Source organism: Herbiconiux sp. 11R-BC (genome assembly GCF_049472555.1).
Lineage (GTDB): Bacteria > Actinomycetota > Actinomycetes > Actinomycetales > Microbacteriaceae > Herbiconiux.
Genome location: NZ_JBCEBO010000010.1, coordinates 31,478 through 52,191, shown reverse-complemented (window position 1 = coordinate 52,191; position 20,714 = coordinate 31,478). Strand labels below are relative to the sequence as shown.

The window sequence follows — 20,714 nt, the reverse complement described above, 5'->3', positions numbered from 1 at the left end:
ACATGGCAGGACTGATTCGCCGCGGCGACATCGACGAGGTCCGGTCGCGCACCAACATCGCCGACGTCGTGGGCGACTACGTCACCCTGAAGAGCGCCGGCGTGGGCTCGATGAAGGGTCTCTGCCCGTTCCACGACGAGAAGTCGCCGAGCTTCCACGTGCGCCCCCAGGTGGGCTACTACCACTGCTTCGGCTGTGGCGAGGGCGGCGACGTGTTCTCCTTCCTGCAGAAGATGGACCACGTCACTTTCTCCGAGGCCGTCGAGCGCCTGGCTGCGAAGATCGGCTTCCAGCTGCACTACGAAGACGGCGGAGCCGCCGCCGACCAGGGCAACCGGGCCCGGCTGCTCGCCGCGAACGAGGCCGCTCGCGAATACTTCGCCGAGCAGCTCACCATGCCCGGCGCCGACGCGGCCCGGGCCTTCCTCGGCCAGCGCGGCTTCGACGCCTCGGTGGCCGCGCACTTCGGCGTCGGCTACGCCCCCCAGGGCTGGGACAACCTCGGCAAGCACCTCAAGTCGAAGGGCTTCACCGAGGCCGAGCTCAGCGCGGCGGGGCTCCTGAGCTCCGGCGACCGCGGCACCTACGACCGCTTCCGCGGGCGGCTCATCTGGCCGATCCGCGACCAGACCGGCCAGACGGTCGGCTTCGGCGCCCGCCGGCTGTTCGACGACGACAAGGGCCCGAAGTACCTCAACACCCCCGAGACGATCGTCTACCACAAGGCGCAGGTGCTCTACGGGCTCGACCTCGCCAAGCGCGACATCGCGCGCGGCCGGCAGGTCGTGGTGGTGGAGGGCTACACCGACGTCATGGCCTGCCACCTCGCCGGCGTCACCACGGCCGTCGCCACCTGCGGCACCTCCTTCGGCGTCGACCACATCAAGATCATGCGGCGCGTGCTCTCCGACGACAGCGCCGGGCTCGGCGAGGTGGTCTTCACCTTCGATCCGGATGCGGCGGGCCAGAAGGCCGCGATGCGCGCGTTCAGCGAAGAGCACCGCTTCGCCGCGCAGACCTACGTGGCCGTGGCGCCCGACGGCCTCGACCCCTGCGACCTGCGCCTGGCCAAGGGCGACGACGCCGTGCGGCGGCTGATCAAGAGCAAGAAGCCGATGTTCGAGTTCGTCATCCGGCAGAAGCTCTCGGCCTACGACCTCGAGAGCGTCGAGGGGCGGGTGGCCGCCTTGCGCGACGCGGCGCCGATCGTGGCTGACATCCGCGACCCGGCCGTGCGCCCGGGGTACACCCGGCAGCTCGCGCGCATGCTCGGCATGGAGCTCGACGAGGTGCGGCGCGCGGTGGAGCGCAGCGGCCGGGCGTCGTCGGCCGGTGCCGGTGCAGCCGGCGCGAACGGCGCATCCGGTTCCCTGGCCGGCACACCGGCCGGTGGTCAGCCGGGTAGCCGATCCGGTTCGGGCCCGGACGGTACGCCCCAGCGCCCCGCGCACCAGCCCGCGACCCTCGGCGAGGGCGGTGGCACAGCCGTGCTCGAGGCGGCGCCCGCACCGCGCCCCCGGGTGTCGCTCACCCAGCTTCCCTCCACGACGGCCGTGCGCACCGAGCGCGACGCCCTGATGGCCATGCTGCAGGCTCCCACAGTGGTGGGTCGCGAGCTGCTCGTGCAGGCCAGCGGCTGCGGGTTCAACAACGGCGCGCTGGCCGCCATCCGCGACTCCATCGGCCGCAACGTCGAGCACTTCGACCGTCACGACTGGGCGAGCATCGTGCAGGCAGACGTTCCCGAGGAGTTCCGCTCGCTGGTGGAGCAGCTCGCGGTCGCGCCCCTGCCCGAGCGCCCCGAGAAGGCGCCCGAGATCTACCTGCGGCGCATCACCATCGCGCTCATCGACCGCCACCTGAGGCACCGCAAAGACGAGCTGCGCGGCCGGCTGCAGCGCACCGACGCCGTGGCGGATCCCGAGGGCTACCGCGAGGTGCAGCGCCAGCTCGTGCAACTCGAAGTCGACCGACGCGCCTTCCAGGCGGAATGACGGCGGGACACTTAGGCTCGAAGCCTATGGTTGATCGAAACGTACTCACCGCGTCGGACGTGACGATCGAATATCCGGCGCACAGTGTGAGCTCGGCCTACACGGCCGTCAAGGGCTTCACCCTCACCATCGAGCCGGGCGAGATCATCGGCCTCGTCGGTTCGAGCGGGTCGGGCAAGTCCACGCTCGCACAGGTGGCCTCGGGCCAGGCGGCGCTCCGCACCTCGCGGGAGAGCTCGCCGCGCATCATCGGGGGCAGCCTGGACGTGCTCGGTTTCGAGATGCGCGGCATCAAGCGCTCGAAGCTCGGCAAACTCACCCTCGGCGTGGGGTACGTGGCGCAGGACGCCGGCTCCAACCTCACCTCGAACATGACCGTGGCCGAGCTCGTGGCCGAGCCCCTGTTCCTGCGCGACAAGCGCTACGACCGGCACGCGGCCGGGCTCAAGGCGGCGACGCTGGTGGATGCTCTGCTGCTGCCGGTGGGCTCCATGCTGAAACTGCCGCACGAGCTCTCGAGCGGCCAACGCCAGCGTGTGGCGGTGGCGCGGGGCCTCATCCTCGACCCGGTGCTCCTGATCGCCGACGAGCCGACCGCCGGCGTCGACGTCTCGGTGCGCGGAACAGTGGTCGACGTCATCGCGGGTCTCCAGCGCTCGCGCGGGGCGAGCGCCCTGATCGTGAGCCACGACCTGGAGACGTTGCGACGCTCGGCCGACCGCATCGCGGTGGTGCACGAGGGCGTGGTGGTGGGTCTCGGATCGATCGACGACGTGCTCGGCGACCCGCGGCATCCCTATGTCGCCGGACTCGCCCGCGAGTTCTACGGGGCCGAGGCGGAGATCGATGAGGCGGACAGTGACGAGCCTCTGGGCGATGAGGCCGTGAGCGAAGAGACCGAGAGCGAAGGATTCGGAGACGCATGACCCCCCTGGATTTCACCGGCCGTCACCAAGCCGTGCTCGCCGTGCATCCGGTCGCCCTGCCGCTGGCGGAGCGCCCGACCCCGGGTCCGATCGCTGTGCTTCCCGACCCCGAGCCGCGCTTCGTGCAGGCGGTCGAGGAGGCCGGCGGCACGGTCGCGCCGCTCGGGCCGGACACAAGGGGCCTCGTGTGGCTCGAGTCGGGGCCGGCGGGGCAGTTCGCCCCGATCCTCGACGCCAACCCCCAGGTGCAGTGGGTGCAGCTGCCCTGGGCGGGCGTCGACGCCTTCGCCGAACAGCTGCGCACGGCGTCGCGGCCCGATCTCCTCTGGACCAGCGCGAAGGGCGCCTATGCGCAACCGGTGGCCGAACACGCGCTCGTGCTCACCCTGGCGCTGCTGCGCGAGCTGCCGATGCGGCTGCGGGCGCGCTCGTGGGGCCCGAAGTCGGGCCACACGCTCTACGGAGCCGAGGTGGTCGTCGTCGGCGCCGGAGGCATCGCTCTCGAGCTCCTGCGGCTGCTGGAGCCCTTCGGCTGCACCACCACCATCGTGCGACGCAGCGCCGAGCCCGTCGCGGGTGCCACCCGCACCGTCACGAGCGACCGGCTCGGCGAGGTGCTCCCGGCGGCCGACGTCGTGGTGGTCGCCGCCGCGCTCACCGGTGGCACCCGCGAGCTCTTCGGAGCGGCCGAGTTCGCCGCCATGAAGCCCACGTCCGTGCTCGTAAACATCGCCCGCGGCGGCCTGGTCGACACGGATGCGCTGGTCACCGCCCTGGAGGCCGGCGAGATCGCGGGCGCGGGCCTCGACGTCACCGCGCCGGAGCCCCTGCCCGACGGGCATCCGCTGTGGACGGCGCCGAACGTCATCGTCACCCCGCACTCGGCGGACACGCCCGAGATGATCGCCCCGCTGCTCGCGGAGCGCATCCGGCAGAATGTCCGTGCGTTCCTCGAGACCGGCGAATTCGCGGGGCGCGTCGACCCTGAGGCGGGCTATTGAACCCCCTCTCGGCGGTGGCGGCGGAGGTGCGTGTGACGGAACGCCTCCGAAATCAGTGATAGTGTATTGACGCTCATTCAGCAGCATTCCTCGATAGCTCAATTGGCAGAGCAGCCGGCTGTTAACCGGCAGGTTCTTGGTTCGAGTCCAAGTCGGGGAGCGAAGGCCTCGCGGCTCCACCCGCGGGGCCTTTTCTCGTCTCCGGGGCGTTTCCCGCCTCCGGCCGCCTTCCGGCCCGAACGCGACGAAGCCCGGTCGCGCGCGGGCACGACCGGGCTTCCTCTGCTCCGCGTGGCTCAGACCACGTCGACGAAGATGGGGTTCGCGTAGAACCAGAGGTCGACCCACGGGTTGCCGTCGCCCTTGGGGTGCGCCTGAGGGGCGTAAGCGTCGATCTGGGCGCCGAGCAGGCCGGTTCCGGTGCGCTTGCCGTCGCCCCCGCGCAGCCGGAGGTAGAACGACGACTGCACGTCGGTGATCGGGAAGGTGAGCGTGAAGGTGCCGCCCTTCGCCGAGACGTCCCGGTGCTCGACCACGCGGGTGTCGGGCGCCGTCCACTGCGTGCGGTCGGGGGCCGCTCCCGTGACGGCGCCGCGGATCAGGTCGACGTTCGCGAGCTTGGGCACGTCGCCGTTGAAGTTGGGGCGGGTCGCCGCCGTGATGGTGACCTGCAGCGTGATCGGCGTTCCCTTCGTCACGGTCAGGCGGCCGCCGAGAGTGACGCCTCGAGTGCTCTGGCCGTCGACGATCAGGCGTACATCGAGTGCATCGATCAGGTGCCCGTGGTCGACCCAGACCCGGCCGGTGCGCAGCGCGGCCATCACCTCGAGGTAGCCGAGCGACTCCACGCCGACGTGCGTGCGGCTGAACTGGCCGGGCCAGAAGTCGCTGCCGGGCTGGGGTGAATCGGTGAGCACGGGGTCGGCGAGACGACCGGCGGTGTCGAAGGTGAGCCCGGCAGGCATGGTGCCGTTGGCCCACTTGTCGAACACCACGCGGTGCACGTCGGAGTTGGACGTGATCCACCAGCCCTTGCCTTCGGAGAGCATCGCGTCCCACATGCCGCCGACCGTCGCGGTCATCCAGTCGAAGCCGCCGTAGGTCACGAAGGCCTCGCTCGGGAAGCCCGGCCAGGTCTGGGCGGTCGGGGAGTTCTCGTACTCTCCGCGCACACTGTTGCTGCCGCGCCAGCCCGGGATGGCGGCGCCCTGCGAGCCAGGAGCGCCCTCCATGCCGACCATGATGCCCGCCGCGGCGTCGCGCCAGTCGCGGATCTCTTCGGGGGAGTCGATGCCGAGGCGCGCGGGGTGATTCGCGAGCACGATCACGTCGTCGATCGTGCCATCGGCCTTGCGCGCCGCGAGCCACTGGAGCGCGGCCAGGGCGTGGGCGCGGTTGCGCGCGGTGTCGGGGTGACCCACGGAGCCCTCGGTGTAGCCGAGCAGCTTGCCGTCGAAGGCCAGCTCGAACGAGCGCAGGAGACGAGCCTCGCTGGGGCCTGGGGCCACGAGCACCGTGGCGTGCTCCGCGGCCGGGATGTACCACTCGAGCCCCTGGAACACGAGCATGCGCGGATTCTCGTTTCGAGCGGCCAGGATCTCGCGGTGCTCGTCGAGCGCACCGCCGGCGTTGGCGTGGCCCCAGTTGCTGTGCTCGGTGAAGGCGAGCCAGTCGAGTCCGTGGTCCTGGGCTGCCTTCGTGAGCTGGCTGAAGGAGTACTTCGCGTCGTGGCTGTAGACCGAGTGCACGTGATGGTCGCCCACCAGGTAGACGAGGGCAGGATCGTCGGTGGTGGAGCCCGCGGCCGCCGTTCCCGTGGATGCCGCGGCGAAGGCGGAACCGGCCCCGAACATCCCGGTGGCGCTGCCGGCGACCTGGAAGCCGACGCCGATGCCGAGCAGGCCCAGGCCCCGGAGAAGGCCACGGCGGGTCAGGTCTCGCGGTGAGAGCGATTCGTCGGCGACCGAGGGGTCGGCCCATTCGGGCGGCAGCTGATTCACAGGTGGCCTCTCTCACGGCCGGAAGGGGTGGGCCGTCGGATGATGCGGGACAGGATGACGCGTCGAACCTAGGTTCGGTTGGTTACCCGAATGTGGAGCGTGCGCGAACGGGCTGCGAACCCGTGGCGCCACGGGAGGTCTCACGGCCGCTTGCGCAGGAGCGCGTTGCAGGTGGTTCACGAAGTCGTCACCGGCCGTCTGATTCCGCGTCGGAAAGCGCCCATACGGTGACGCGTGCTGCCCTGCGGCAGTCCGCTCATCGCATCCCCTCGACGAAAGCCGCCTGTGAGAATCTCTTCGTTGCGTCGCCTCCTGATCCTCCCGGTCGTCGCACTGGCCGTGGCCGGGCCGGCGGTGCTGGCCCCGGCGGCGAACGCCGCGAGCGCGGGATCGCTGACCTTCCTCGACGGTCTCGGCCGGCTTTCCGAGCTTCTCGACGGCGGTGGCGTCGGCGGCCTGCCCGGTGGACTTCCACGACGCCACCCGCCTCGCTGTGGTGAACGGCGCTTCGACCATCGTGATCAGCAGCGTGCAGACGATCGCCGACGCGGCAGCGCCGGCCCGCGCGAGCCTCGACACACCATTGGCCGACTACTCGAGCGCCGGCGCCATCACTGTGCAGTTGCAGTGCCTGCGCTTCGAGAACGGCATCGGCGTCGCTTCGCCGAGCGCCTTCGAGTCGACCCTCTCACTGACGACCGGCACGAGCTACGCAGTGTCGCCCGCTCCGGTGATCACGAAGGTCACGGCCACCGCCGCGCTCACGGTGACACCGGCCGGCCCGGTGACCGAGGGCGACCCGGTCACTCTGACCGCGGCGGTGACCCCGGCCGCGGCCTCCGGTGAGGTCACCTTGACCGACGGGCCGATCATCCTGGCTCACGTTCCGGTGAGCAACGGAACCGCCGAGCTGGTGGTGAGCGATCTGCTGCGCGGGGACCATTCCTTCACCGCGAGCTACTTTCCCGCGGAGACGCTCTACTACGACCCCTCAGGGCCCAGCGCTCCGGTCGCCCTGACAGTGCTGGCGCCGATCGCCGTCACTCCGACGCCGACTCCCAGCGTGACGCCGACGCCGACGGCCGGAGCCACCGACTCCCCGACCGCCGAGCCCACCACGACGCCTTCGAGCACCGCGGTGGCCGCGGGACCCACCGGTGGGACGCCGGTCGAGCAGTTCCTCGCCAGCACGGGTTTCGCAGCAGGGGCGGTGGTGATCGGCGCACTGCTCGCCCTCGCCGCCGGAGTCGTGCTCGTGCAGGTTGTGCGGAGGCGCCGCGGCACGGCCGGTTAGCGCGATCGAACGGCGTCGTCCGTCGTCCGCCCGGCGGCGTTCTGCCATCATCGAGTGATGGCCGACGCAGCACCGGGTGACCCCGCCGACGAGCAGCCGGGGCGCGCAGTGCGCCCGATACGCCCGATACGCACCGGGCGGCGACCCCCGCGCACCCCGGCCGACACGGCCGCCCTGCGGGCCGGCCTCGCCGTCGGGCTCGCCACCACGGCCTACGGCATCTCCTTCGGCGCCCTGGCCACCCTCTCGGGCCTCGACATCTGGCAGACCTGCTTCCTCAGCCTCGTGATGTTCACCGGCGGCTCGCAGTTCGCCCTGATCGGCGTGCTCGCCTCGGGCGGCCTCTCGGCGGGCGGCGCGGCCATCACGAGCGCCGCGCTGCTCGGGACCCGAAACGTGTTCTACTCCATCCGCATGGCGCCGCTAATCGGACCCGGCTTCTGGCGGCGGGCCGCGGCGGCGCAGCTGACCATCGACGAGTCGGTGGCGGTCGCGACCGCGCAGCCCACGGCATCCGCTCAACGGCTGGGTTTCTGGGTGACCGGCGTCGTGATCTACCTCGGCTGGAACCTCACCACGCTGCTCGGCGCGCTCATCGGCGACCTGATCGGCGACGTCAGCGCCTACGGCCTGGATGCGGCCGCCGCAGCCGCCTTCCTCGGCCTGCTGTGGCCACGCCTCAAGGAACGCCAGACCCAGGCGGTGGCGGTGGGTGCGGCCTTCGTGGCGGCGCTGCTCACCCCGGTGCTCACGCCGGGGCTGCCCGTGCTCGTGGCCGCGCTCGTGGCGATCGTCGTGGGCGGCCTGAACCTCTTCGCGAAGAAGGCCGCATCGTGACGAGCTGGAACATCGTGATCGCCGCCTCGGTGATCTGCGTGGCCCTCAAGGCGGCCGGTTACCTGGTGCCCCCGCGCGCGTTCGAGCATCCGGTGGTGGCGCGCATCGCGAACCTGCTCACTGTGGCGCTTCTCTCGGCGCTCATCGCCGTGCAGACGCTCGGCGCGGGGCAGGGCGTGCAGCTCGACGCGCGGGTGCCCGCCGTGCTCGTGGCGGCCGGGCTCTACGCGCTCAAGGTGCCGTTCGTGGTGGTGGTGATCGCGGCGGCGGCGGTGGCGGCGCTGATCCGGCTGCTCACCTGAGGCGTGAGGCGCAACGGAGGAGATTCGGGGGTCACGTCTGCAATACGTCGACATGACCCCCGAATCTCCTCCGTTAGGGCGCCGTTCAGGCGTCGAGGTCGTCGACCCCGGGCAGCCAGGCGTTGCCCGGCACGCCCCAGCCCTTCTTGCGCTCGATCTTCGCGGCCGTGCGGGAGTAGGGCCGGTCGATGCGGTCGACGTAGAGCACCCCGTCGAGGTGGTCGAACTCGTGCTGGAAGATGCGCGCCAGCCAGCCGGACGCCTCGATCTCGTAGGGCTGCCCGTCGAGGTCGGTCGCGCGCAGGATCGCGGACTCGCCGCGGACGAGCGGGAAGCGCTCGCCCGGGAACGACAGGCATCCCTCGGACTCGGTGTCGGGGTCGGCCGGGTCGATCGAGGTCGGCGTGATGAACAGCGTGGGGTTGATGGCGACACCGCGGTGCGTCACCTCGTCGTCGTCGGTCCAGCCGAAGACGAACAGCCGCAGGCCCACGCCCACCTGCGGGGCGGCCAGGCCGACGCCGGGTGCGGCATCCATGGTCTCGAACATGTCGGCCACGAGCGAGCGCACCTCGTCGGTGATCTCGGCCACGGGCGCGGCGGGGGAGTGGAGAACGGGTTCTCCGGAGATGCGAATCGGGAGAACTGCCATTCGCTAAGCCTAACCGCGGCCGGGCGGGGGTAGGGTCGTCGGGTGCCTTCGGAACTGCTGCAACTCGGCGATCAGATCGCCCTCGATCCGAAGCAGTTCATCGGCATCCCGATCGCCCTCGTCGGCGCGGTGTTCCTGAGCTTCGGTGCGCAGTTCCAGCACCGGGGCGTCGCCAAGGTCGAGGCGAACACCCACGACGTGGAGAAGGGCCTGAGCGTGCGCCAGATGCTGGCGCTGCTCGGCCGGCCCTCCTGGGTCATCGGCACGCTGATGCTCGGGCTGGCGATCGTCTTCCAGCTCACGAGTCTCGGCTTCTCGCCCATCATCGTGGTGCAGCCGCTCGGAGCTGTCGCCCTCGTCATCACCGCGGTGCTCAACTCGCGGGTGAGCCACGTGAAGCTGAACCGCAGCTCGGTCGTGTCGGTCGTGCTCTGCGTCGGCGGCGTCGGAGCCTTCGTGCTGGTGGCGGCGTTCACCGCGGTCGACAAGCCGGTGACCACGCGCGACCTCGTCGTCATCCTGATCGTGCTGGCCGTCGTGCTCGCGCTCTTCGCGGTGGCGTTCGGTGTGCTCCGCAAGCGGTTCAAGGCCATCGCCTACATCGTCGGCGCCGGGGTGCTCTACGGCTTCGTGGCCACCCTCGCGAAGGTCGTCATCAGCCGTGTCTTCCAGGCCGAGATCGACTGGCTGGCCCTGCTCGCCCTGGCCGGGCTGCTCTCCGCCGCGGCGCTCGGCGGCTACTTCGTGCAGAACGCCTATGCCTCTGGCCCGCCCGACCTCGTGATCGCCGGACTCACCGTCATCGACCCCCTGGTCGCGGTGGCGATCGGCATCGTGGTGCTCGGCGAGGCCTCGCAGGCGCCGCCGTGGGCACTCGTGGCCTACCTCGCCTTCGGGGCTGTCGCGATCCTGGGCGTTTTCGGCCTGGCGCGTTACCACCCGCAGGCGCAGCGCTAAGGTAGGTTCTTCACAGGCGTCCCCGGCGAGAAGTGACGAACGCGGCGGATGCGCAGCGAACACAGAGAGAGCACGGTTTGACAGACCCCCGAGACGTGAACGGTCGAACGGATGCGACGGCTCAGGCCGACGCCGGAAGGCGACCTCTCCGGATCCTGATCGGCGCCGACACCTTCTCGCCCGATGTCAACGGCTCGGCGCGCTTCGCCGAGCACCTCGCCTCCGGACTCGCGTCCCGCGGTCATGACGTGCACGTGGTGGCACCCTCGGCGAAGCTGCCCGTCGGCACCCACGTCGAGGAGTTCGACGGCCAGAAGGTCACCGTGCACCGCCTCTACAGCTGGCGCTGGTACCCGCACGACTGGCTCACCTTCGCGCTGCCCTGGCGCATCAAGCAGAACAGCGCGCGCATCATCGACGAGGTGAAGCCCGACGTGGTGCACTTCCAGTCGCACATCATCGTGGGCCGCGGCGTGTCGACCGAGGCGCAGAAGCGCGGCATCCGCATCGTGGGCACCAACCACGTGATGCCCGAGAACATGCTCGCCTTCACCGGCATCCCGAAGTTCCTGCAGAACTGGGCGATCGGTCTCGCCTGGGCGGCGGCGCGGCGCTCGTTCATCCGGGCGGATGCGGTGACGGCCCCCACGCGCCGCGCTGCGGACTATTTCGAGAAGGCCACCGGCATCCACGACATCTATGCGATCTCGTGCGGCATCAACGCCGACCGCTACGTGCCCGACTTCAGCCCGAGAACCGAGAACCGCATCCTGTTCGTCGGCCGTGTGGCGGGCGAGAAGCACCTCGACGTGCTGCTGAAGGCGGTGCGGATGCTGCCCGCCGACCTCGACGTCAAGCTCGACATCGTGGGCGGCGGCGACCAGCTGCGCAACCTGCAGAACCAGGCGAACCAGCTCGGCATCGGCGACCGGGTGAACTTCACCGGCTACGTCACCGAGGAGGAGAAGACGCGGCTCTACACGCGCGCCTCGGTATTCGCGATGCCCTCCATCGCCGAGCTGCAGAGCATCGCCACCATGGAGGCCATGGCGAGCGGACTGCCGGTGGTGGCGGCCGACGCGATGGCGCTGCCGCACCTCGTGCACGACGGCGAGAACGGCTACCTCTTCACCCCGGGCAGCGCGGAGGACCTCGCGGCGAAGCTCGAGAAGGTGCTGCGCCTGCCTCAGGCCGAGTTCGACGCCATGAAGACGGAGTCGCTCTCGATCGTGGCGGCGCACGACATCACCCGCACGCTCAACACCTTCGAGCACCTCTACCGCGGCGAGCCCGTGACCGCGCCCGTCGTGGTGGTGCCCCCGGCCGAGCCGACCGAGGCGGAGTCCGAGGCGGCGGCGGAGGCGCGTGAGGATGCCACCGCCAAGGCCGACGAGGTCTCCTGACCGGCCGGGCGACGCCGAAGCGGTATCGTTGACCCGCGGTGGGCCCGGATTCCCGGGGCTGCCGCGCGATCGGGGCGGTAGCTCAGCTGGTTAGAGCATCGGACTCATAATCCGCCGGTCACGGGTTCAAGTCCCGTCCGCCCTACCATCTGTGTTTCACTCACTTCTTGGCCATGAGTCCGGCGCTGCCCCAGGCTTCCGCTGCGTTGCGCCTGGCTGGTAACCTGCCACGCAGGCGATAAGCCTTCGGGGAAGCGGCTGGAACCCGTGCCGTTCGCTCGACGATCGACGGCTCGACGACAACCGACTGTGATCCGTGCAAGGAGAACCTTGTGAGTGAGACCGCGCCCCGCAAGAAGAATGTCCTGCTGCCGGTGATCCTCGGCGCGATCGGAGTCCTGCTGCTCGCCGTGGTCGTGCTGCTGGCGTTGATTCTGTTCCGCCCGTCGACATCGTCCACGAGCGCGCCCGTGACCGCGTCGCCGACGAGCACGCGCACCTCCGCCTCGCCGACCGCGGTCACGACCGCGACGCCATCGCCGAGTGATCAGAACGATTCGGCATCCGGCTCGAGCTCGAGCTCAGGGTCCCACGATGCCGCGCCCAGCGACCCGACTCCGAGCTCGACCCCGGTGAAGAAGCCGTTGATGCAGGTGTTCAATACCCACGGAGTCCAGGTGGTCTGCGTTACGGGGACCGACGCCGTCCCCGCCCAACTGAATTTCGATCTCACCTTCGACTACTCGGCCCGAGACACCACGGCCGTCTATATCGGAATCGACACCACTGACCCCGTGGCCAACCCGTTCGAAGGTCCTCTGCCCGCGACCGGATCGGTCGTGGTGCCGTTCAGCTGCTATGGCCCGCACACCTACAGCTACGCGGCGATCGGCGCCGACGGCTCCCGCGACGAAGGCTCGGTCACATTCGTCAATCACGGTGACCCCGACCCCTACTCGAAGTAGCCAGCTGCCGGCGAACGGCGTGCGCAGCTTCTCAGGAGATTTCAAGCCGAGAGTACTTAGCACTCGGTCGGCAGGAGTGCTAAATTATCGGTAGTTGAGCGATGTGCGCTCAACTCCTCACTTCGGAAGGAGATTGATTCATTATGGCGATGTCTTTTGATCCTTTCAGCGAGCTGGACCGTCTCGCGTCCGGCCTGCTTCAGGCCCGCACGGGTCCGCGCGTGATGCCGGTGGATCTGTACCGCGATCAGGACCGCTACGTGCTGAACGCCGACCTGCCCGGAGTCGATCCGGGCTCGGTCGATATCGATGTCGACGGTCAGCTGCTCACCATCCGTGCGCAGCGGACGGTGGCCTCGGCGGAGGGTGCGAAGTGGCTGGCGCAGGAGCGCCCCGCGGGCAGCTACCTCCGCCAGTTCAGCATCGGCGAAGGTGTCGACACGGCGGGTATCTCGGCGTCCTACGACAACGGGGTGCTCAGTGTGATCATCCCGGTCAGCGAGAAGGCCAAGCCCCGCAAGATCCAGGTGCAGTCCCAGACGGCGACTGAGGGGCAGACGGCTCTGACCAGCTGACCCGGGTGCGGTCGTCGTCTCTGGTGGAGGTGATGATGGTGTCAGTGGCCTCTCCTCATCCACGAGGATGATCAGCGTGGGGCCCACCTGTGGGGCCCCACGCCTCTTCGCCACGAAGAGCCCTCCTGACTTATGAAGGTGTACCTGTGGCGACGCTCTCGGGAATCTCACCTGCGCGGTATTTGGGTAGCCGGCTGGCCGGGATGATGGCCAAGGCGCTGATGCCGGCCAGAGCGATCAGTCCGATCCGCAGTGCGCGGAGGCGCGCGTCTTCATTCAGGGCGATGGCGGCGTCGACTTGTGCCGGCGTGGCGTCCGTCTCGCTCAAGACGTCTCGGAGGCGGTCGTTGCTCACGAAATTCGTGTTGTCGAGGTCGACCTGGGACACGAGCGAGGGCGGGAGGTCGACGTTCGTGGCCAGGGCGGAGGCGACGTTCGCACTCAGGATCCCGACGAGGAGCGCACCGGCGATGGCGGTGCCGACAGCAGAAGCGAGGTTCTGGGTGGTTCCACGCACCGAACCGACATCGCCGGCAAGCTCCTTGGGCGAGGCCGTCACGAGCACGTTGAAGACCAGGGTCACGAGGGCGCCCTGGCCTACACCGAAGACGAACAGACCGAGGATGATCGGCACGGTCTCCCAGTTGTTGGTCACGACGAACGAAAGCCAGACCAGGGCGACGGTCGTCAGCACGAAGGAGAACATTCCGATGGTGCGGGGTGAGAATCGCCCGTAGAAGCGCACGACCAGTGTTGCGGTGACGAAGACGGTGAGGTTGAACGGCAGCATCGCCAGGGAGGTATCGAACGGGGTCCGGCCCTGCACGATTTGAATGTAGAGCGGCACAGTGAAGTTCAGGGCGGCCTCCATCAGGACCACGATGAACATCGCGTAGACCGCGGCTCGCTCCTTCGACGACCCGAAGACGCTCAGGCTCACGAGCGGCACCTTGCCCGCTTTGGTGCGGCGTCTCGTCCAGGCGAAGAAGAGCTGCACGAAGACGATACCCAGGACGATGAGCAGCGGTGCGGGCGAGAGCCCCGCAACATCGAACGGGGCGCCTGGCCCGGCTTGGAGCAGGCCCCAGCTGTTGAGATTGTTGACACCGAGCGTCAGCATGACGATTCCTGCGCCGATGATCACGGCCGCGACCACATCGATCTTGACGGCCGGATTTCCCTTCTCCGAGACCAGCCGGAAGCTCAGGATGAAGACCGCCACGGCGAGCACGAGCACGATGATGAACACCTGCCGCCATCCCACGAGGGTGGCAAGCGTTCCGCCGATGAGGAAGGCGCTGACTCCGGCCAGGGCTCGCGCTGATCCGAGGGAGCCGATCGCGGTCGCCTGCTGGGCGCCGCGGTAGTTCTCGGCGATCAGCGCCACGAGAGACGGGACGATGATGGCTGCGGACGCGCCGGCCAGGGCCTGCGCGACGATCACCCATCCGACCGAGGGGGCGAAGATCATCGTGAGGGCTGAGACGGCGAAGAGCGCCACCACCACCCGGAACACCGTGACCCAGCCGACCCGCTGCCCGATCTTCGCGCCGACCATGACGAGGGCGGCGACGACCAGACCATACGTCACGATGGCGGTGCTGACATCCGTGGGAGGGACACCGAAGTCGTGGACCATGCCACCGAGCGACACAGGAAGGGCGGAGACGTTGAACGACATGAGGATCTGGGCGAGGAAGAGCCCCACCATGGGCACCCACGATGCACGAGTGGCGGGCGCGACTTCGGGAACGGTCATGATGTGAGCCCCTCGGCGTCGGTGATCATGGGTGCGGTCGGCTGGTCGATGGCGGGAGTGCGAGCCTGGGGTGCGGAAGCGAAGATGTTCAATCCGAGAGCGCGGGACAGATAGGCGGTGGCGATCTGACCCCGCACGCTGTTCCCCGCGGAGTCGAGGCGTGGTGCATACGTCCCGACGCCGACCTTCCCGGGTGCGATCGTGACGAGGCCGCCCGCCACACCCGACTTGCCGGGTAGGCCGATCTCGAAGAGCCACTCTCCCGATCTCTCGTAGAGCCCGTTCGCGGCCAACACCGCAAGAGTGTCCCGGCACACGTCTTGGGAGACCACCCGTTCACCGCTCACCGGGTTGACGCCTCCGTCGGCGAGCGTCGCTGCCATCACGGCGAGGTCGGCGGCATCGACCGAGAGCGCGCATTGCCGAGTGTAGACATCGACGACATCGGCCGGATCGCGGTCAATGCGACCGTAGCTCTGGAGCAGCTGTGCGATCGCACGATTTCGCTGGTTCGAGTCCGATTCGGAACGGTAGACCTCGGCGTCGAGCTCCAGTCGTCGCCCGGCGAAGCGGGACAGCCCCTCCCGCACGGCCTCCCACTGAGCCTCGGCACTCCGCCCCGGCATCAGCGCGGTGGTGGCGATGGCCCCGGCATTGACCATGGGGTTCATCGGATGCCCGTCGTTCAACTCGATGGCGACGACCGAGTTGAAGGCGAGCCCGGTGTTGTTCACCCCGACCACGTCCAGAACACGCTGGTGGCCGAGCTGCTCCACGACGAGGGCGTAGACGAACGCTTTCGAGATCGACTGGATCGAGAAGCGAACCCCGGTGTCGCCGATCGAGTGACGCACGCCGTCGACGCCGGCCACGCAGACGCCGAATGCGTCAGGATCTGCCGCCGCGAGCACGGGGATGTAGTCCGCTACGCGCCCCTCGTGGTGGCGCTCAGCGCGCTCGTACGCTTGCTGGAGGATGTCGTCGACCTGGGGCGCCGGAGGCATCCGTCCGGTACTGACGGACTGAATCACATCGTCAGCATCCACGTCCATATCGGCCCCCTGATCTGTCTCTGCTCACCATAATGCGCCGGGTGCGGATGGCGAGCGGGCTGCTGGCGCCTTCTGGCGTGTGGGTGGCGCACAGTGAACTCTCCCGGTGCACCGAAACTTCCCTCGCCGATGACGTCTCGTTAACCTGCCGGCCGCGGCTGCTTCCGCTCCGAGCACCTGGGGTCGATAGCTTCTCTCGCGGCCCGCCAGACGACGCGTGGCCATCGAGAGGACACGAAGACCCGGATGAAGTACTCCACCAGAAGAACACTGCGACACCTGACCGCCGCCGCCGGAGCCGCCGCCCTGCTGCTGGGGCTTTCCGCCGCCCTGCCGACCGCATCCGCGGATGCCGCCCCCGAGGGCAGCACGGCGGCCGCGCCCGAGCGCTTCCTCGTGGAGAACGTCTGGGCCGCCGGAAAGGTGCTCGAGATCGGCAACCCGAAGGCGCAGACGACAGGACCCGGCGCCGCCTGGACTGCCGCCGCAGCGATCTTCGCCCGCGGCACGAACCCCGCCGACATCGCCGAGCAGGTCGTGCTGGCGTACCCGGTGGCCGGCAAGGCCTCCACCTACGTGTTCGCCAACGCGGCCGGCCAGGTGCTCGCCCGGCGTGCGAACGACGACAGCAACTACCGCTACCTCACGCTCTCGGCGAAGACCGTCGACGAGGCGGCATCCGACCCCTACGCCCAGTGGACAGCGGTCGACGCCGGCAGCGGGGCCGTCTTCCTGCAGAACGTGCAGCGCGACGGCAACGGCCGTACGGCGGCGCTCGACATGTACAACTGGATGACCGCCGACGGCTCCGAGATCCAGAGCTACGACGCCGGAACCGCGGATGTGCAGCGCTGGTACCTGCGCCCGCTCGCCCCCGAGATCCCGGCCTACTCCGGCCGCACCGACACCGGCGTCGCGCCGGCCCTTCCGGCCAGTCGCTCCGCTCGCTACAGCTGGGGCACCACCGTGACGGTGTCGCCCATCACCTGGAACCTGCCCGACGCGGCCGCGTGGAACACCGACGGCACCGTCACCGTGACCGGAACCGGCAAGGGCTACTTCGGCGAGGATCTCACCGTGACCGCCGAGATCGTGGTCGGCTCGCTCGGCGATGGCGCGGATGCGAGCCTGTCGACCTTCGCGGGCGTCACCCTGAAGCAGCTGCAGATGCTCGCGCCGGCCCGCGTCGAGCGGTCGGTCTCCGGATCCACGTCCACCGTGAGCGCGCCCGTCACCTGGGACTGGTCGGCCGTCACCGACGCCACCGCCTCGCAGCCCGGCATCTTCACGGTTCCGGCCGCCGCGAGCACGGGATTCGCGGCGAAGCTCGTGGTGACCGTCATCCCGGCGGACACGGTCAACATCGCGACCGGGTCGGGCATCCACACCGGCGCCCTGGGCGGTGACCCCGCGGGGCTGCGCGACGGCAACCGCAACGTCGTCGCTCTCTCCGACTGGCGCAGCGGCGGGGCCACCAACCGGGTGAACCCGAACCAGGCCATGTACTACTTCGATCAGCCGCGCCAGATCACCGGCGCCGCGGTGTTCGATCTCGGCACCGACGCGAAGCTCAACATCGGCACCGTCACCGTCCAGTACCGCGACCTGCTCGGCGGCTGGGTGAACCTGCCGGCCAAGAACCTCTCCTGGCCCTACACGAACAGCGGCGCCGAGCTGCGGCTGACCGTCGACAGCGACCCGGTTCTCGCCACCGGCGCGCGTGTGCAGTTCTCGAACAAGTCGAACGCCACCTGGATGACGCTGTCCGAGTTCGAGGTCTACGGGCCCGACGCCGCGACCCCGGTGCGCTGACCCCATGTTCCCCCACGCCGACAACTCCCGACCCTCGCAAGGAACCCCCATGCCTCCGCACTCTTCCCGGCGCACCGCGCGCCGGGTGCTCTCCGCCGCGGTCACCGCGGCACTGGCCCTCGGCATCACGGCCGGCGGCGCCGGCGTGGCCGTGGCCGCGACTCCGGCCGCGCCTGCCGCGCCTGCCGCGCCTGCTGCTCCGGCTGCGCCGGCAGCCCCCGCCGACACCACTCCCGCGCCCGCGGCGGACCGCTCGAGCTTCATCGTCCCGGTGCTGCCCGACACCCAGTTCTACTCCCGCTACAGCGCCTCTCAGTTCTACCCGAAGTACGGGACCAATCCCTTCGAGGTGCAGAACAACTGGATCATCGACAACAAGACCGAGCTCAACATCCCGTTCACCGTGCAGGTGGGAGACGTCGTCGACCAGCAAGGCGTGACCGGCGAATGGGACGCGGCCGAGAAGGCGATGGACATCCTCACGACCGGCGGGATGCCGTACTCGGTGCTCCCCGGCAACCACGATGTCTCCGACATGAACGCCCGTTCGTCGACCGCGATCTCGGGCAACTACCGCGCCCGCTTCGGCGCGGCGCAGATGGCCGACCAGGCTCAGAAGACCGGAAGCACGCTGCTGGGCACGTTCCAGGACGGCCTGTCGTCGGCCTACCTCTTCGAAGCGGAGGGGCACCAGTGGATGTCGCTCGCGCTCGCCTGGAACGCCTCCGACGACACCTTCGGCTGGGCCCAGGGCATCCTCGACCAGCACAAGAACGTGCCCGTGATCCTCTCGTCGCACTCCATCATCAACATCGCGCAGGACCAGATGTCCCCGACCTCCTGGTGGTGGGGCGAGACGCTGTGGGACAAGCTGATCACGAAGAACGACCAGATCATCCTCACCGTGAACGGCCACTTCCACGGCGCCACCCAGCAGACCCGCCTGAACGACTTCGGTCACCCGGTGACGCAGGTGCTCACCGACTACCAGATGGCGGCCGACGGGGGGAACGGCATCATGACGCTGTTCGAATTCGACCTCACGAACCAGAAGATCGACGTGGCGACGGTCTCGCCGTGGGTGACGGTGAAGAAGAAGGAGCTGCGAGCCTCGTCCGACACTCCGGTGCTCACCGGCCCGAACCAGTCCTTCAGCTATGCCTTCGACTTCAACGGCCGCTTCGGCTGGACCACGGATGCCGCGAAGGAGACCAAGCCCGACCTCGACGCGCTCGCGAAGCAGATCGTCTCGGTGGGCTGGGACGGCAGCACCGGCGGCGGAAGCGCCGCGGTGCCCGCCGGCTCGCAGGACGACTACCTCCCGGTCAGCGGAACCGTGGCGCACTGGCGCTTCGGCGAGGTGACCCCGGGTGTCTTCGACCAGAACTCGGTCGTGCCCGATATCGCCGGCGGCAGCCCGATGTACCGCAGTGCGATCGACAAGACGGATGCGCCGGAGCAGGTGGAGGACGTCAACGTCACCCACGAGAACGTGCCGCTGTACTCCGCCGACCAGGGTGCCGTCTGCTTCACCGGCACCGGCCCGACCGCGAACGGTGAGCGACTCTCCTACCTCACCACCGAGTACGGCGCGCCGGCGACCTTCGCCGACCTGAACTCCTCGAACGGGTACACCATCGAGACGTTCCTGCAGCTCGACGCGAACTGGACCGAGGCCGCGAACAAGTGGGGCGCGGCCCTGACCCGGGCCGGCACGCGCAGCTGGGTGGGCATCCACGACTCCTCCGATCCCGGTGCGGGCGTCTCGTGGCTCGGCATCTCGAGCTTGCGCGAATACCAGTACACGGCGGCAGACACGAAGACCGCGAACTCCTACACGCTCTGGTCGGGCGAGATCATGCCGAGCGCGTGGCATCACGTGGCCATCGTGAACGACCCGGTCGCGAACACGGTGATCATGTATGTCGACGGCGTTCCGGTGCTCCGCAACGCCTCCTCGGTCGGCGGAATGGTCGCTGCCGACTTCATGCCCTGGATCATCGGCGCGAACACCTGGAACAGCGAGCCGAACGGCGGATGGAACGGCTGCGTGGGCGAGACCCGCATCGTCGACCACGCCCTCAGCCCGAGCCAGTTCCTTTACAACCGCGTGAACATCGACGCGAACGGTGGGAGCTTCGCCGTCACGACCGACCTCGGAACGGTCCTCGCGCCGGACGCGGTCGTGTCGACGTTCAGCGGCACCGGTCACGCCGGCGCCTCGGTGCGCGTCGAGCGGGACGGCGTCGTGCTCGGCAGCACGGAGGTGGCGGCCGACGGAAGCTGGACGCTCGGACTCTCGTCGCCCCTCTCCGGTTCGGGTCACTACGCACTCTCGTTCGTGCAGTCGATCGGAGCCCGGGACGGCGCCCCGCTGGAGGCCGTGGTCGTCATCGGCGAGAAGACGGCCTGGACGCCGTCGGAGGCCGATCTCACCCCCGATCTCGAGGGCAAGGTGACCGTTCAGCCCAACCCGTTCCCCGCGGGCGACGACATCACGATCGGCCTTCCGGCCGGTCACGAGGGCCAGACGGCGTACGCCTTCGCGTTCTCGTCGCCGACGGCTCTCGGCACGGCCGTGGTGAGTGCGCGGTCTACGATCATGCTGACGACACCGTCGAGCCTCCCGGTGGGCGGCCACCGGATCGCGCTCTACACGGCTGAAGGCGCACTGCTCGGCTGGCAGAGTGTGACCGTCCTCGCGGCGCCCGGTGCCGGCGGGGGCGTCACCCCGGTCGTCGAGACGCCGGGCGCGGGCGACTCCGGCGGCTCCGACGGCTCGACAGGCGGGGACGCCGGGTCGACGCCGGCGGCCTCGGAGCAGACCGCTCTCGCCGTGACGGGCTTCTCCGTTCTCGCAGGCATCCTGCTCGCCGGAGCCCTGCTCATCGGAGGCCTGGTGCTCCGGGCGCGCCGCGCGCAGCGGTAGCGGAGCGCACCCTCAGGGGGCCTGGTGGGCTAGGGCCCGCCAGGCCCTCTGCCGTGCGCCGCCATCGCGAACGGCAAGCGGGCGAACTGCTCGGTTCCGCGGTTGGCCGTCTGATCACCGACGGAGCCCTCGAACTGCTGCTGGATCGGGTCGTCCCCGGGCCCGGTTGCCCGTCGCCCGTGACGCGCACGATAACGGGCAGATGTCGGGCATCCCCTCTTTTCCGTGGTTCCAGCACCGCCGTGTCCGAAGGGCC

16 protein-coding genes and 2 tRNA genes are annotated in these 20,714 nt (G+C 69.4%); 14 read left to right on the top strand and 4 right to left on the bottom strand.

Features of this window, described 5'->3' with window-relative positions; all coding sequences use genetic code 11:
- Positions 1 to 2: 2 nt before the first annotated feature.
- The 4 genes from dnaG (at position 3) to VD659_RS18785 (ending at position 4,081) form a co-directional block, all read left to right on the top strand.
- Positions 3 to 1,994, top strand: coding sequence for a DNA primase (dnaG, locus tag VD659_RS18800; RefSeq protein WP_423262568.1), 1,992 nt, complete (start codon positions 3 to 5; stop codon positions 1,992 to 1,994).
- A 26-nt stretch (positions 1,995 to 2,020) separates the two neighbouring features.
- Positions 2,021 to 2,920: an ATP-binding cassette domain-containing protein gene (locus tag VD659_RS18795; RefSeq protein ID WP_423262567.1), complete on the top strand. Its 900-nt coding sequence runs from the start codon at positions 2,021 to 2,023 to the stop codon at positions 2,918 to 2,920.
- Positions 2,917 to 3,921 (top strand): D-isomer specific 2-hydroxyacid dehydrogenase family protein, encoded by a 1,005-nt coding sequence (locus VD659_RS18790; RefSeq protein WP_423262566.1) that lies wholly within the window; start codon positions 2,917 to 2,919, stop codon positions 3,919 to 3,921. Before VD659_RS18795 ends, VD659_RS18790 begins: the two co-directional genes overlap by 4 nt.
- 87 nt (positions 3,922 to 4,008) lie before the next feature.
- A tRNA-Asn gene (locus VD659_RS18785) sits at positions 4,009 to 4,081 on the top strand.
- Positions 4,082 to 4,217: 136 nt separating this feature from the next.
- Here VD659_RS18785 and VD659_RS18780 read toward each other — a convergent pair.
- Entirely contained in the window at positions 4,218 to 5,921 is a 1,704-nt protein-coding gene (locus VD659_RS18780; protein WP_423262565.1) for a PHP domain-containing protein, read from the bottom strand.
- A gap of 463 nt (positions 5,922 to 6,384) precedes the next feature.
- Between VD659_RS18780 and VD659_RS18775 the strand changes: the two genes are divergently transcribed.
- The 3 genes from VD659_RS18775 to VD659_RS18765 are packed head-to-tail and all read left to right on the top strand — an operon-like array spanning position 6,385 to position 8,354.
- Positions 6,385 to 7,215 (top strand): Ig-like domain repeat protein, encoded by an 831-nt coding sequence (locus VD659_RS18775; RefSeq protein ID WP_423262564.1) that lies wholly within the window; start codon positions 6,385 to 6,387, stop codon positions 7,213 to 7,215.
- Between the two features lie 57 nt (positions 7,216 to 7,272).
- Positions 7,273 to 8,052 (top strand): AzlC family ABC transporter permease, encoded by a 780-nt coding sequence (locus VD659_RS18770; RefSeq protein ID WP_423262563.1) that lies wholly within the window; start codon positions 7,273 to 7,275, stop codon positions 8,050 to 8,052.
- A complete protein-coding gene (locus tag VD659_RS18765; RefSeq protein WP_423262562.1) occupies positions 8,049 to 8,354 on the top strand; it encodes an AzlD domain-containing protein in 306 nt (101 codons plus the stop codon). The genes VD659_RS18770 and VD659_RS18765 overlap by 4 nt, the downstream gene beginning before the upstream one ends.
- A gap of 85 nt (positions 8,355 to 8,439) precedes the next feature.
- On the opposite strand, the gene def is transcribed toward VD659_RS18765, so the two are convergent.
- Complete coding sequence (gene def / locus VD659_RS18760; RefSeq protein WP_423262561.1) at positions 8,440 to 9,006, bottom strand: peptide deformylase; 567 nt, start codon at positions 9,004 to 9,006, stop codon at positions 8,440 to 8,442.
- A gap of 42 nt (positions 9,007 to 9,048) precedes the next feature.
- Between def and VD659_RS18755 the strand changes: the two genes are divergently transcribed.
- From VD659_RS18755 to VD659_RS18735, 5 genes are all read left to right on the top strand, one after another.
- A complete protein-coding gene (locus tag VD659_RS18755) occupies positions 9,049 to 9,963 on the top strand; it encodes a DMT family transporter (protein ID WP_423262560.1) in 915 nt (304 codons plus the stop codon).
- Positions 9,964 to 10,040: 77 nt separating this feature from the next.
- Positions 10,041 to 11,366 carry a glycosyltransferase gene (locus VD659_RS18750; RefSeq protein ID WP_423262559.1) on the top strand — a complete coding sequence of 442 codons (1,326 nt, stop codon included), beginning with the start codon at positions 10,041 to 10,043 and terminating at the stop codon, positions 11,364 to 11,366.
- A gap of 71 nt (positions 11,367 to 11,437) precedes the next feature.
- Positions 11,438 to 11,514: transfer RNA gene (locus tag VD659_RS18745), tRNA-Ile, on the top strand.
- A gap of 184 nt (positions 11,515 to 11,698) precedes the next feature.
- Positions 11,699 to 12,331, top strand: a complete 633-nt coding sequence (locus VD659_RS18740) for a hypothetical protein (RefSeq protein ID WP_423262558.1) — start codon at positions 11,699 to 11,701, stop codon at positions 12,329 to 12,331.
- A gap of 143 nt (positions 12,332 to 12,474) precedes the next feature.
- Positions 12,475 to 12,906 (top strand): Hsp20/alpha crystallin family protein, encoded by a 432-nt coding sequence (locus VD659_RS18735; protein ID WP_137837325.1) that lies wholly within the window; start codon positions 12,475 to 12,477, stop codon positions 12,904 to 12,906.
- 130 nt (positions 12,907 to 13,036) lie between these two features.
- On the opposite strand, the gene VD659_RS18730 is transcribed toward VD659_RS18735, so the two are convergent.
- A complete protein-coding gene (locus VD659_RS18730; protein WP_423262557.1) occupies positions 13,037 to 14,665 on the bottom strand; it encodes an MFS transporter in 1,629 nt (542 codons plus the stop codon).
- Complete coding sequence (gene glsA / locus VD659_RS18725) at positions 14,662 to 15,717, bottom strand: glutaminase A (RefSeq protein WP_423262556.1); 1,056 nt, start codon at positions 15,715 to 15,717, stop codon at positions 14,662 to 14,664. Before glsA ends, VD659_RS18730 begins: the two co-directional genes overlap by 4 nt.
- A gap of 246 nt (positions 15,718 to 15,963) precedes the next feature.
- Between glsA and VD659_RS18720 the strand changes: the two genes are divergently transcribed.
- Positions 15,964 to 17,529 carry an RICIN domain-containing protein gene (locus VD659_RS18720; protein ID WP_423262555.1) on the top strand — a complete coding sequence of 522 codons (1,566 nt, stop codon included), beginning with the start codon at positions 15,964 to 15,966 and terminating at the stop codon, positions 17,527 to 17,529.
- Between the two features lie 49 nt (positions 17,530 to 17,578).
- On the top strand, positions 17,579 to 20,458 hold the full coding sequence (locus VD659_RS18715; RefSeq protein WP_423262554.1) for a LamG-like jellyroll fold domain-containing protein: 2,880 nt from the start codon (positions 17,579 to 17,581) through the stop codon (positions 20,456 to 20,458).
- Positions 20,459 to 20,714: the final 256 nt, after the last annotated feature.